At 66.1% G+C, this 11,713-nt stretch carries 13 protein-coding genes; 11 read left to right on the top strand and 2 right to left on the bottom strand.

Annotation, left to right across the window (positions count from 1 at the left end):
- Positions 1-41 precede the first annotated feature (41 nt).
- Both METLW3_RS0119300 and METLW3_RS0119295 read right to left on the bottom strand, forming a co-directional pair.
- Positions 42-2,549 (bottom strand): TonB-dependent receptor, encoded by a 2,508-nt coding sequence (locus METLW3_RS0119300; protein ID WP_024881460.1) that lies wholly within the window; start codon positions 2,547-2,549, stop codon positions 42-44.
- A gap of 80 nt (positions 2,550-2,629) precedes the next feature.
- Positions 2,630-2,995 carry a DUF2946 family protein gene (locus METLW3_RS0119295; RefSeq protein WP_024881459.1) on the bottom strand — a complete coding sequence of 122 codons (366 nt, stop codon included), beginning with the start codon at positions 2,993-2,995 and terminating at the stop codon, positions 2,630-2,632.
- A 139-nt stretch (positions 2,996-3,134) separates the two neighbouring features.
- On the opposite strand from METLW3_RS0119295, the gene METLW3_RS0119290 reads away from it, so the two are divergent.
- The 11 genes from METLW3_RS0119290 (at position 3,135) to METLW3_RS0119240 (ending at position 11,701) form a co-directional block, all read left to right on the top strand.
- A complete protein-coding gene (locus tag METLW3_RS0119290; RefSeq protein WP_051465462.1) occupies positions 3,135-3,515 on the top strand; it encodes a hypothetical protein in 381 nt (126 codons plus the stop codon).
- Between the two features lie 178 nt (positions 3,516-3,693).
- Positions 3,694-4,335, top strand: a complete 642-nt coding sequence (locus METLW3_RS0119285; protein WP_024881457.1) for a MotA/TolQ/ExbB proton channel family protein — start codon at positions 3,694-3,696, stop codon at positions 4,333-4,335.
- On the top strand, positions 4,335-4,865 hold the full coding sequence (locus tag METLW3_RS0119280) for a biopolymer transporter ExbD (RefSeq protein WP_024881456.1): 531 nt from the start codon (positions 4,335-4,337) through the stop codon (positions 4,863-4,865). Before METLW3_RS0119285 ends, METLW3_RS0119280 begins: the two co-directional genes overlap by 1 nt.
- Positions 4,862-5,581, top strand: a complete 720-nt coding sequence (locus tag METLW3_RS0119275) for a hypothetical protein (RefSeq protein ID WP_024881455.1) — start codon at positions 4,862-4,864, stop codon at positions 5,579-5,581. Before METLW3_RS0119280 ends, METLW3_RS0119275 begins: the two co-directional genes overlap by 4 nt.
- A 27-nt stretch (positions 5,582-5,608) precedes the next feature.
- A complete protein-coding gene (locus METLW3_RS27030; RefSeq protein ID WP_024881454.1) occupies positions 5,609-5,977 on the top strand; it encodes a hypothetical protein in 369 nt (122 codons plus the stop codon).
- A gap of 27 nt (positions 5,978-6,004) precedes the next feature.
- Positions 6,005-6,520, top strand: a complete 516-nt coding sequence (locus METLW3_RS0119265; RefSeq protein ID WP_024881453.1) for a hypothetical protein — start codon at positions 6,005-6,007, stop codon at positions 6,518-6,520.
- A 54-nt stretch (positions 6,521-6,574) separates the two neighbouring features.
- The gene (locus tag METLW3_RS0119260) at positions 6,575-6,961 is read left to right on the top strand and encodes an energy transducer TonB (protein ID WP_245267419.1); all 387 of its coding nucleotides are present in this window, start codon (positions 6,575-6,577) and stop codon (positions 6,959-6,961) included.
- Between the two features lie 64 nt (positions 6,962-7,025).
- On the top strand, positions 7,026-8,315 hold the full coding sequence (locus METLW3_RS0119255; RefSeq protein WP_024881451.1) for a sialidase family protein: 1,290 nt from the start codon (positions 7,026-7,028) through the stop codon (positions 8,313-8,315).
- Positions 8,316-8,418: 103 nt separating this feature from the next.
- On the top strand, positions 8,419-9,741 hold the full coding sequence (locus tag METLW3_RS0119250; RefSeq protein ID WP_024881450.1) for a hypothetical protein: 1,323 nt from the start codon (positions 8,419-8,421) through the stop codon (positions 9,739-9,741).
- Positions 9,742-9,811: 70 nt separating this feature from the next.
- Positions 9,812-10,330: a hypothetical protein gene (locus METLW3_RS0119245; protein ID WP_024881449.1), complete on the top strand. Its 519-nt coding sequence runs from the start codon at positions 9,812-9,814 to the stop codon at positions 10,328-10,330.
- Between the two features lie 18 nt (positions 10,331-10,348).
- Positions 10,349-11,701 (top strand): O-antigen ligase family protein, encoded by a 1,353-nt coding sequence (locus METLW3_RS0119240; RefSeq protein WP_024881448.1) that lies wholly within the window; start codon positions 10,349-10,351, stop codon positions 11,699-11,701.
- The last annotated feature ends 12 nt before the right edge of the window (positions 11,702-11,713 follow it).

The following is an 11,713-nucleotide window of genomic DNA, read 5'->3' as shown; positions in this document are numbered from 1 at the left end:
TCGCGAGGCGATCCGAGAAGAACCCGGATCGCCTCGTCCGATCATCTCACAAACGACACGTCGAACAGCGGCGGCTCGTCTCCCTCGAAGAATATTCCGCGCTCGCCCTTGTCGCGCCCGAACTCATATTTGGCCGACATCGTGTAGGTGCGCTGCGGGAAGGGATGGAACAGGAAGTATTTGTAATTGCCGATGTTGTCGATGCCGAAGTCGAAGCTGATGTGCTTGTTCCACTTGTAGTGGATCTTCGTGTCGACGACGAAGAAGCGGTCGAAGCTCTGATAGACGCCATGAGCGATGTCGTTATTGGCGAGCGTCGTCCACATCTGGCCCTGATAGCGGGCGGCGACGGTGAAGGCCCAATGATCGTCGGGCCGATAGGTCGCCTCCATGGTGGCGCGCCAATCCGGCACATTGGGCACACGCTTGCCGGCGACCGAGAGCGCCCAATTGTCGTAGTTCGTGCCGCCCGAAGGCGCCCATTTGCTGTCGGAGATGACGCGAGCGTTGAGATAGGTCACGCTGCCGACGAGCTCGAGTCCCTTGATGACGACATTGTCCTTGCGCGCCGCGAGCTCGACGCCGCTGTTGCGGACGCGATCGACATTGGTAGTCTGCGAGGCCGTGAAATTCTGCCCGGTGACGAAAGTGCTCTGCGAGATGATCGCGTCGCGCACTTCCTCGTCGAACAGCGACACGCGCACCGAGCCGTCCGCGCCGATCTTGCGCTCGACCGCGAGCTCCTTGCTGAGCGCCACTTCCGGCCGCAGATTGGGGTTGGGATTGACCACCGTTCCCGTCGCGCCCGGGATCGTCGTCAGATTATAGAGCTCCTTGGCGGTCGGGAAGCGATTGGCGAGGCCGATCGAGCCGGTGACCGTCCAATCCTCGTCCGGCGTCCATTGCAGCGAGCCTTTGGGAGAGAAGCGCGTGTGATAGAGCGTCGGCTGATAGATCGGCAGCATGCTCGCCGCCGTCGCCGTCGACCCGAAGCCATTGGCGTTGATGGAGCCGAGCGACTGATTATAGCCGTCCGACGCGACCCAATGCTCCCAGCGGCCGCCGACGGTGAATTTGAACTCTTTCGAGATCCTCCACGCGTCCTGCGCCCACAGAGCCTGAGTGCGCGTCGTGCCATTGCCGATCGAGGCCGCGACGCCATAGGACGAGGCCATGCCGCTCGTCCAATTGGTGGTGAGCCAGGTGGGATTGTTCAGATGGAACTGATCCCCATGCAGGCCGAAGCTGATGTCGTGCCCGGCGAGCACGCCGTCCGGCCGCAGAATGCCCTTGAGGTCGAGCAGCGTCCAATAGGTGCCGTTGTAACGGACATCCTTGCCGGTCGAGGAATAGCCGACCGGCGCCGCCGTATAGGGCGAGCGCTGATCGGATTGCAGATAGGTGAAATGCGAGGCGGAGACTTCGAAATCGAAGGGTCCGCCCGTGTTGGATTTCACCGCCAGCGCATTGGTGAGCATCTTCTCCTGCACGCGGTAATAGCCGCTGCCGAAGCTCTGCATCGCCGAGGAGCCGATGCTGCCCGTTCCGCTCGCCGAACCGAAGGCCTGCAGCCCACCGGAGACATAGGATTGCGGAATCGAGGTTCCGTCATTGCTCCAGAAGCCGAGCGTGTAGGTCGCGCGCAGAGTCGGCGTGAAGTCATAGGCCAGCTTCAGCTTGGCGTTGACCTGATCGTTCTCGAGATTGCCGGAGGAGCCGAGAACGGTGGCCGGCCCGCCGAATTTGGTGTTGCCGAAATAGGCGCCCGGCCAGCCATAGAGGCTGCTCGACGTCACATAGGTGAGCGGCTGCGTGGTGCCGTGAGCGTAATTGCCGGTGAGGAACCAGGAGAAATCGCCGATCTTGTCGCCGACGGTGGCGCTCGTCACCTCGGTGTGGAACAGCTTGCTCGTTCCATAGAGCGAGAAGTCCTGCAGCGAGACGCTCTGCTTGGCGGTGACCTCCAGCTTGTCGGGCATGCGCGTGGTGATCTGCAGCACGCCGCCCATCGAATTGCCCGGATATTGCGCCGAGAACGGCCCATAGAGCATGTCGACGCGCTCGATCTCCTCCGGCGCGACGAGGCCCCAGCGCGGGGCGCCGATGCTGTTGTCATTGCCGATGAGAGCGGTGAGCAGCAGATCGTCGGCATAGACGAGCGAGCGGGCGCTGGACGCGACGCCCCAGGTGCGCGTCTGCAGCACGGCCTGCGTGTCGCCACTGTTGCGTTTGCGGACGAACAGGCTCGGCAGATATTTGACCACGTCTTCCGTGTCGATGACGTTGATCGTCTCGTCGATCTGCTTGCGGGTGACGCTGGCGACAGTGTTCGGCAGAGCGAACTTCTGCACGAAGGCCGGCTTGCCGTCGGGCAGAGTCGGCGACCACACGGAGGTCGGCGCCGGCCGGCGTGACTGCGCGGGCTGTCCCTCGCCGCTGATATCGATCGTCGGCAGCGACTCCTGGGCGCGGGCCGGGAGAATGGCGGCGGAGCAGACGACGAAGAGAGCGCCGGCGGAAACGCCGCGCAGCAGATGGTGGCGATACATTTGTGATGTCCTTCCCTGACGCCCTCTCTTCGAGGGCGCGCGTCGAATTGCGGCGCTTTTTGCGCCGCGGTTTTGTCGCGTCAGGAGAAGGGAGGCGGCGCGCGGGTCGGCGCATTGTCGTCATCGCGCGAGAAGGGCGCTCCGGCAAATGCGACGAAGGCGCCGGCGGCGTGCGCGCGAGGAGGCTGCGTCGCCACCCACGCCATAGTGGTCAGAAGCGGCGGCGCGCCGGCGCCGAGCTCGCAGAAGGCGCAGGCGCCATGCCGATGGGATTGGTCGCTCTTGGGAGCCTGCTTGCCGAACTCCTCGGCCGCGTCGTTCCCCTCGACATGGGCGACGAGGCAGAGGCGGGCCGACTCGCCATGCGCGCGCATGCCGCCGAGAGGCGCTGTCAGCGCCTGGCCCAGCAGGGCGAGAAGGAAGAGGAGCTTTGCGACCGCCGCCATCGCGCGCGTTAACTCTATCGATAAACCAGCTGCGAATTAGCGCGCTTCGCCAAATAAATCCAAGACCCCGCAGATTGTCAGAAGTTAAAAAATCCGTTAAGAGACATTTATGTCACACACGGGGGGACAGCGCAGAGAAATGCGCGCGATCTGCGCGATCGCCGCTGTTTGCGCGCTCGTTTTCGCCCTCCTCGTTTCTGGCGCGCCGCATCGTCTTTCGAGCGCCGCCGTCCACGCGGGCGATCAGGCCGCTCGCGCCATGTGTCATGACGCGCTCGCCGACGCGGATGTCGGAACGCCGGACAGGCCGATCAAGAAAGGGGCGAACTGCCCCTGTTGCCTCGCCGCGCATTCTGGTCCGGCGGTTCTTCCTGGCCGTATTTTTGGCGCCTTGCGCCGTGAGACCGCGGCGCGGCCCGCCGTCTATCGAGCCTATGCCGCCGCGCAGCCGTCTTTCGCCCTATCGCAGGCGGTCAATGGCGCGCGCGCGCCGCCCGCCGATTTCGTCGCTCTGATCTGACGACAGACCGATTCCGCGGCGAGCGGCGCGGGATCGACGAAGCAGGGCTTCGACGGCGCCCCCCTCCTTTCGAGAGAGCGAGACATCGCCGTCGGACGAACAAAATCATAAGCAACAACAATCTGCTGATCCGCGGCGGCGTCGCGAGATCGAGGAACCCCAAGCGCGAGTGCGTCCTATGGATTACGGCTCAATTTCTCCTGTCACCATGTTCATGAACGCCGGCCCGGTGGGCAAGGTGGTCATGGCCGTCCTGCTGCTGGCGTCGGTCTGGACCTGGGTGCTGATCGTCGAGGGCGTCGTCGCCGTCGTGCGCATCGGCAAATCGGCGCGCGCTGCGCGCTCGGGTGGGCCGGCCGGCCTGCTCGCGCCGATCGAGGTCGCGGGCGAGCACGCCGCCTCCTTCGATCTTCCCGGCGAGTCCATCGGCGAGAAGCGCGAGCGCGTCGCCGAGATCATGAGCCGCGTCGGCCGCGAGCTGATGACCAAGGCGGAAGGCGGTCTGCCCAATCTCGCCGTCATCTCCTCTGTCGCGCCCTTCGTCGGCCTGTTCGGCACGGTGTGGGGCATTATGACCAGCTTCGCTGGCATCGCCCAATCGCAGGACACCAGCCTCGCGGTGGTCGCGCCGGGCATCGCCGAGGCGCTGGCCGCCACCGCCTATGGCCTCGCGGCCGCCATCCCCGCCTCGGTCGGCTATAACCGTATCGGCGCGGCTTTCGCGCGCGCCGGCCAGCAGGTCGCCCATTATGTCGAGGATAAGGCGCTCGACGCCACCAGCGGCCACATCGTCACGGCCAGAAAGCGGGAGGCCGCGTGATGGCCGGACTTCCGACGCGCTTCAAGAATGGCGACAGCCTCTATCAGCCGCTCGCCGAGATAAATGTGACGCCGCTCGTCGACGTCATGCTGGTGCTGCTCATCATCTTCATGGTGACGGCGCCTCTGCTCGCCAAGGGCATGAAGGTCAATCTCCCGCAGTCCAAGGCGGCGCAGCCGCTCAATCCCAAGGAGCCGATCGTCGTCGCCGTCTCTAAGGACGGCAAGGTGGCGCTCGGCGCCGATGAGGTCTCCCCCGAGGCGCTCGTCGACGGCATCAAGGCGATGATGGGCTCCGACACGAGCCGCATCGTTCATGTTCGTGGCGACAAGGAGGCCAATTACGGCGAGGTGATCGCCGTGATGGACAAATTGGCGACCAATGGCATCACCCACATCGCCATACTCACCGACTCGCGGCCGAAGGGCGCGGCGACGCCGGCCGCAGCCGCGACGGCGGCTGGAGCGAAGCCCGCCGCAACGAGCCCGGTTCCTGCGGCGGCGGTTCCCGCGGGAGGGGCGGCGAAATGACGGATGCGATCCTCTCCTCTTTCGAGCATGACGGGACGTCCCTGGGCACCCCGCCGCCCGTCACGCCCGCCTGGCTGCGGCCGGCGAGCTTCGCAGGCGTCATCGTTGCCCATGCGGCGATCGGCTGGCTTCTGCTGAAACTGGCGGTCCCGAGCATCGCCAGCCTCGACTCGGTCAGCATGGAGCTCATTCCGCAGGGCGATTTCTTCGAAGCGCAGGAAGTGAGCGCTGCGGAGGAAGAGCCGCCGCCGCCCGAGGAGATCGAGCAGCCCGATCTCGCCATTCCGCCGCCGCAAGTGATGGCGCCCGATGCGCCGTCGCTGCCGCAGCAGAAAGAGATCGTCGAGAAAAAGAAGAAGATCGTCGAGAAGAAGAAGGACGTCGACCGCGACAAGAAGCGCGAGGCCGTCGCCCAGCGCCGGTTGGGCGCGCCGGAAGGGCAGTCACAGAGCAATGGCATGTCGCAGAGCGCCTATAAGGCGCTGCTCGCGGCGGCGATCCGCAGCCATACGCCTGGCACAGCAGGGCTCGGCGAAGGCACGGCGCAATGCACCTTCCATGTGACCTCCGGCGGCGGCATCACCAGCATCTCGGTCTCCGGCTCGTCCCCCGCCCATGCCGCTCTCGCGCGGCGAATATTGGGCTCGGTCCATGCGCCGCCGCCTCCCGGCGGATCGTTCGTCGCAAGTCAGAGCTTCCACTTCCACGCCAACTGAGGCGACGAAAAGATCGAGAGACGCGAAATGAGATTGTCGTCGCTGACGATCGCCGGTCTGATTTCCGTCTCCGTCCTCGCCGCAGCAGACGCCGCCGCAAAGCCGCGCGCTCCCGTGGAGTCGGCGGCGAATGCGTCGCCTTCGGCGGCGGATCGCATGTACAAATCGCTGCTGGCGCAGGCGATCCGTCGTCACACGCCGCATCGAGCGACCATCGGCCGCGGCGGTGCGTTTTGTAAATTCCTCGTCGGGAAAAGCGGCGGCATTACGATCATCGCCGCCTCGGGCTCATCGCCCGCTCACGCGACCCTGGCGCGGCGCATCATCGAATCGCTCCGCGCGCCGCCGCCGCCCAACGGGGCCTTTGTCGCCTCCCAGAGTTTTCACTTCAACTGAGCGCAAAAAAAGATCGAGGGACGTTCAATGAAAAGAATAGCGATATTGATGATCGCCGGGCTCGTCTCCGGCTCCGCCCTCGCGGTCGAGGGCGAAGCGGCGGCTCCTGCTGCGGCCGAATCCGCCGCCGCGCCTGCTCCCGCCGCGGCTCCTGCTCCCGCAGTGGCCGAGCACAAGGCCACGGAAGCCGAGCACAAGGCCAAGCCGCAAAAGGCCGCCGACAAGGAAAAGAGCAAGGACGCGGACAAGAGCAAGGACAAGAAGCAGGCCGAGAAGGCGAAGCCCGCCCTCTCCAAGCAGGCCTATGTCAAGCTGCTCGCCGCCGAGATCAAGCGCCACACGCCGAAGGCCTCCGACGCGCAGACCGGCTCGATCCATGTCGCCTTCACGGTCGGCGCCGGCGGCCGCATCGTGTCGCACAAGGTGCAGAGCGCCTCCAATCCGGCGCTCGAGCCCGTCGTCAATCAAATCCTCGCCGCGGTTCACACCGTGTCGCCGCCCGGCGGCTCCTTCTCCGCGGTGCAGGAATTCAACTTCCACTGATGCGGACCCCGCGCGGCGGCCCTGTCGCCGCCGCGCAAAACCAAATGCGGACCCATGATGAAACGCGCGACGCTCGTTCTTCTCCTCGCTCTTCCCGCCGCCGGCGCTCTGGCGACGGAGACGGATAAGCCCGGCGCACTGGCGGCGCCTGCAGCCACCGCCCCGGCGGCGTCGGCTCCCTCCGGCCTCTCCCAGAGCAAGTTCCTCGGCCTGCTCTATAGCGAGATCGCCAAGCGCACGCCGACGGCGAGTCCCGCCGGTCCCGGCTCGGCGACGGCGAGTTTCCACATCGACGCCGCCGGTAAGGTGGATCAGGTGACGATCGCCCAGTCGAGCAGCCCGAAACATGCGGAGATCGTCCGCAAGATTCTCTCCGGCCTGATCGCCCCGCCGCCGCCCGGCGGCTCCTTCGAGGGCTCGCAGAGATTCAACTTTCACTGACGCGGGGATGGCGGGCTTTCCGTCCGTCGAGAGACATTCCACTTCCGCTGAGAAAGACACCGCCATGAAACCCGCCGCGCTCGCCCTCGCCTTGGTCGCCGCTTCGAGCGCTCTCGCGCAGGAGAAGGGAGCCGCAGAGGAAAAAGCCGGCCGCGGCGAGAAAATGGGCCATATGGCCCATGCCGCGCCGCCGGCCTGCGCCGATCCGCTGCCCAAATGCGCGGTCAGCGCGACGCCCTCCTTCGGCGCCGATGGGCGGCTGTGGCTGACCTATTCTGTCGCCGGCAAGGTCTATGGCGCGGTTTCCAGCGACAATGGCAAGAGCTTCGCGCCGCCCTTCGTCATCGCGGCGCCGGCCGGAACGCTGGACGACAATGGCGAGGCGCGGCCCAAGATCGTCGCTCTCGCCGATGGGACTCTGGTGGCGAGCTTCACCACGCGGCCCGAGAAGAGCTATGAGGGCACGGTCTTCGTCACGCGCTCGACCGACGAGGGCAAGAGCTTCGCGCCGCCGCAGCCGCTCGTCGACGACAAGGGCCAGCGCTTCGAGACCTTCATCGTCGGCCCCAAAGGGCGCCTCTACGCCGCTTGGCTCGACAAGCGCGACGCCGCCAAAGCGAAGGCCGCCGGCGAGAGCTTCGAGGGCAGCGGCATAGCGGTCGCCTGGTCCGACGATGGCGGCAAGAGCTTTTCCGGCAAGAGCATTCTGCTCGATCACAGCTGCGAATGCTGCCGCATCGGCGCCGCGCTCGATCGCGACGGCCAGCCCGTCTTCATGTGGCGGCATGTGTTCGAGAATAATCGCCGCGACCATATCGCCGCCAAGCTCTCCGCCGACGGCAAGACGCTCACCGGCTCGCGCGTCAGCCTCGACGATTGGGCGACCACCTGCCCGCATCAAGGGCCGGCGATGGCGATCGACGCCGCCGGGCGCTGGCACATCGCATGGTTCACGCGCGGCAAGACGCGTCAGGGCCTGTTCTATGCGCGCAGCGAGGATGGCGGAAAGAGCTTCTCCGAGCCCGAGCGCATCGGCGACGCCGAGCGCGCGCCGCAGCGTCCGCAACTGCTCGTCAGCGGCGGCAAGCTCTACCGCGCCTGGAAGGAGTTCGACGGAACGCTGACGACGATCCTCGCGCAGAGCTCGCGCGACGGCGGCAAGAGCTTCGACGCGCCGCGCGCGCTGGCGCAAACGGCGGAAGCGTCGGACCACCCGCTGCTCGTCGAGAGCAAGGGCGTCGCCTATCTCTCTTGGCTCACGCAGCAGGAGGGCTACAGGCTCGTTCCGCTGGAGCGCGGCCACGCCGCGGCGCAGGCGCCCAAGGCCACGGCCGGGCTCGCGACGAAGCGCTGAGTCCCGCCACTACGGACAAGACCGGATAGATCGCTCGGCCTTCTGCGCGCTATGTCGGCGACGCCCGCGATGCGCCGCGGGCGCAGCGAGAGCGCCGCCTTCGATGAAGCGATCGATCATTTTCGGCGCGGAGAGCGTCGCCCGCGGCCTCGGCCGGCTGGAGCCTCGACACGTCCTCGCCTATCTCGTGATCGCCTTTCTCGCCTGGCGCATCGTCTGCCATGGGCTCTCCGCCCTGCTGGCGCCGCATGATCCGCGCGCGGCGCTCGTCTTCGATGCGGCCGATCCGACAACGCTCATCCAGCTCGCTCAGCGCGAGCTGGCGCCGAACGATGATCGGCGCGCCGAGAGGGCGCGGTCGATCGCGGCGCGGCTGCTGGCCGTCGATCCACTCGCGCCCGGCGCCTTGTCGCTCTATGGCAAAGCGGTGGCGCAGCTCGGCGATGCGGAGCGCGCCGAGCGAATTCTGCGCCTCGCCGCCGCGCATCTGCCGATCGATCTCGTCGCGCACGCCTGGCTCTATGACAGCGCGCTCGCCAATGGACGGCTGCTCGAGGCGCTGGACGAGCTGGACACGTTGCTGCGTGCGCGTCCGTCGCTGGCGCAACAGCTCGCGCCGTCCTTGCAGGCGATGCTGAGCTCCGGTGCGGCGGTGGAGGACCGTTTCTTTCGGCAGCTGGCGGCGGCTCCGCCCTGGCGCGCCGTCATTGTCGCCGAGCTGGCGCCCCTCATCAAAGATCCGAATGTGATGCTTCGTCTCTTCGGCCGGCTGCAGACCTCAAAAGCGCGCCCTTCCGATGCGGAGATGAGCGTGCTTCTCGCACGGCTGCTGCGCGACGGTCTCTATGACGAAGCCTATGCGGCCTGGCTCGCGCATCTGCCGCAGGAGCGGCTCGCCCAGCTCGGCCTGCTCTACAATGAGCGCTTTCAATATCCGGTCTCCAATCTCCCCTTCGATTGGACATTCGCGCCGACGAGCGGCGCGACGATCGCGGTGGCGGAGGAGGAGGGGCGCAAGACGCTGAGCGTCGAATTCTACGGCGCGCGCGTGGCTTTCTCCAATGTGGCGCATATGCTCATGCTCGCGCCCGGAAGATACGCCTTCTCCGGCGCCGCCAGAACCGACGATCTCGACAATGAGCTGGGGCTGCGCTGGCGAATCTATTGCGCGGCGAATACGTCGCAGACGCTGGCGACGACGCGGCTATTGAAGAAGACTACTCCGCTGCGCGCGTTTCGCGTCGAGTTCACCGTGCCGAGCGAAGGCTGCGATGCGCAATGGCTCAAGCTCGAGATTCCGGTGCGAATCGCCTCCGACGCCGATGTCAGCGGCAGCGCCGACTACGTGAATCTCGCAGTCGAAAGTCTCGCGAGCGCGTCTAGATCGAGCAATTCGGCAGGCGCCATCGTGCATGACCGCAAATAGACCGACGATAGCGCGAATGCTAGCGTCGAATCACGCTCCGCTCGGGCGATTTGGCTTATCGGGGGTTTCAATGAAGAGAATTTTAGCGACGATCGCCATTTTCGGCTGCTGCGCGCAAATGGCTTACGCCGAGAGCGCGGCCGTCGGCTCACAGCCGAATCAGCGCCACAACGTCTGCGCCGTCGGCGAAGCGCGCCTGACGAATGTGAAGGGCGGCGTGCTTCTGTCGCGCGGCGGCTCGTTCACGGAGCTGCGCGACGCTGCGTCATTGTCGCCCGGCGATCGCATTCTCGTGCGCGAAGGCTCCGCGAGCATAATGCTCGGCGATAAGCTGGCGGTGCGCGCCGACGCGGGCGCGATGGTGACGATCGCCGAAAACGACGGCGCGATTTGCGCGAAGCGCGTCTCGTCCAATCCCGAGACCGTCGGCCAGGAGAGATCTTTCGATCCGGGGCCTTATGTCGCCGGCGGCTTCGCCGCGATCATCGTGGGCGTGGGCGTCGGAGTCGGCGTCTCCAACACGGGCAACAACAACGACGAGCAGCAGCGCAACGCCGCGCTTCTGCTGCTGCAAGCCTTGAGCAATTGACGCGAGCGCGGGTCGCTCATGCGCAAGACCGAGATGCTCTGCGGCGCCGCCATAGCGGCGTCGCTGATCTTCGGCGGCGCGACGCAAAAGGGCGGCGTCTCGGATGTCGTGGTGCAGCTCGCGGCGCTTCCGCTGCTGGCGCTGGTCTTGCCGGACATAGGCAGGAGCCTCGCGGGCCGCGGTTGGATCGCGGCCCTGCTCGGCGTCATCGTCGCCGTTCCGCTGCTGCAGCTCATTCCGCTCGCGCCCTCGGTTTGGAACATGCTGCCGGGGCGTGACGCCGTCGCCGACACCTATCGCATCGCCGAGCTTTCTCCGCCATGGCTCGGCCTTTCCGTCGCGCCATGGGCGACGTCGATCAGCCTTCTCGCTCTGACCGCGCCGATCGCCATTTTTCTCGGCGTCTTGTCCTGCCACGCCGATGAGCGGCGGCGCCTGATGCTGCTCGCCACATGCATCGGCGTCGCGACCGTCCTGCTCGAGGTGATGCAGATCGTGCAGGGCCAAAAAAGCGCGCTTCGATTCCACAGCGGCGTCGACGTCGGCCTTTTCGTCAACAGAAATCACACGGCGGCCTTTCTCTATTCGCTGACGCCGCTCGCCGCCTATGCGCTGGAGCGATATTTGTCGCGGCGTTCCGCCTATGGCGTGCTGGCGGTGTTCGCGCTGCTCATGCTTTTTACGCTCGGCCTCATGATGACGGGCTCGCGCTCGGCTCTGCTATTCGGCCTCGTCTCGGCCGCGCTCACCTATGCGCTCATTCTCGGCGACCGGCTCGGCGGCGCGCGGGCCGGCAAGGCGGCGATCTATTTCGTCATCGCGCCGGCGCTCATCGTCACCGGCCTGCTGGCGCCCTATTTCGGGCTCACGCAAATCATCGATCGCTTCATGGGCGCGGATATCGCCGCCGATGCGCGCTGGAAGGTGTTTCGCGTCTCCTTCGAGACGATGCAGGCGTTCTTCCCGCTCGGCTCCGGCCTCGGCACATTCGATCGCGTCTATCCGCTGTTCGAGCCGACGAGCATGATCGTCCCGGCGATCGTCAATCACGCGCACAATGACATTCTCGAATTGGCGATGGAGCTCGGGCTCGTCGGCATTCTGCTCGTCCTCTGCTGGCTTGCCGCGACGCTGATCGCCGCTTTGCGCAATTTCCGCGAGAGTGATGCGACGCTGAGAAAAGAGCGTTTCGCCGCTCTCATCGTCGTTGGGCTGCTGTTCGCGCATTCGACGATCGACTATCCAATGCGAACCTCGGCGCTCGCCGCCGTCTTCGCGATGTGCTGCGCCGTCATCTGCAAAAAGTCGAGCCGCGCCGCGCGCCGCGACGAGCATGCGTCGCGGCGAACGGAGCTCGTCCACGAGCTATGAGCGCGCGGCGCG

The organism is Methylosinus sp. LW3, from assembly GCF_000527115.1.
Taxonomy (GTDB): Bacteria; Pseudomonadota; Alphaproteobacteria; order Rhizobiales; family Beijerinckiaceae; genus Methylosinus.
This window is presented reverse-complemented; position numbering and strand designations above follow the sequence as displayed.

Coding starts and splice junctions, on each gene's coding strand:
- METLW3_RS27030 (WP_024881454.1), top strand. CDS start 5,609: ATGAGATTGTCGTCGCTGACGATCGCCGGTCTGATTTCCGTCTCCGTC.
- METLW3_RS0119255 (WP_024881451.1), top strand. CDS start 7,026: ATGAAACCCGCCGCGCTCGCCCTCGCCTTGGTCGCCGCTTCGAGCGCT.
- METLW3_RS0119265 (WP_024881453.1), top strand. CDS start 6,005: ATGAAAAGAATAGCGATATTGATGATCGCCGGGCTCGTCTCCGGCTCC.
- METLW3_RS0119295 (WP_024881459.1), bottom strand. CDS start 2,995: ATGGCGGCGGTCGCAAAGCTCCTCTTCCTTCTCGCCCTGCTGGGCCAG.
- METLW3_RS0119285 (WP_024881457.1), top strand. CDS start 3,694: ATGGATTACGGCTCAATTTCTCCTGTCACCATGTTCATGAACGCCGGC.
- METLW3_RS0119275 (WP_024881455.1), top strand. CDS start 4,862: ATGACGGATGCGATCCTCTCCTCTTTCGAGCATGACGGGACGTCCCTG.
- METLW3_RS0119245 (WP_024881449.1), top strand. CDS start 9,812: ATGAAGAGAATTTTAGCGACGATCGCCATTTTCGGCTGCTGCGCGCAA.
- METLW3_RS0119280 (WP_024881456.1), top strand. CDS start 4,335: ATGGCCGGACTTCCGACGCGCTTCAAGAATGGCGACAGCCTCTATCAG.
- METLW3_RS0119290 (WP_051465462.1), top strand. CDS start 3,135: ATGCGCGCGATCTGCGCGATCGCCGCTGTTTGCGCGCTCGTTTTCGCC.
- METLW3_RS0119260 (WP_245267419.1), top strand. CDS start 6,575: ATGATGAAACGCGCGACGCTCGTTCTTCTCCTCGCTCTTCCCGCCGCC.
- METLW3_RS0119300 (WP_024881460.1), bottom strand. CDS start 2,549: ATGTATCGCCACCATCTGCTGCGCGGCGTTTCCGCCGGCGCTCTCTTC.
- METLW3_RS0119250 (WP_024881450.1), top strand. CDS start 8,419: ATGAAGCGATCGATCATTTTCGGCGCGGAGAGCGTCGCCCGCGGCCTC.
- METLW3_RS0119240 (WP_024881448.1), top strand. CDS start 10,349: ATGCGCAAGACCGAGATGCTCTGCGGCGCCGCCATAGCGGCGTCGCTG.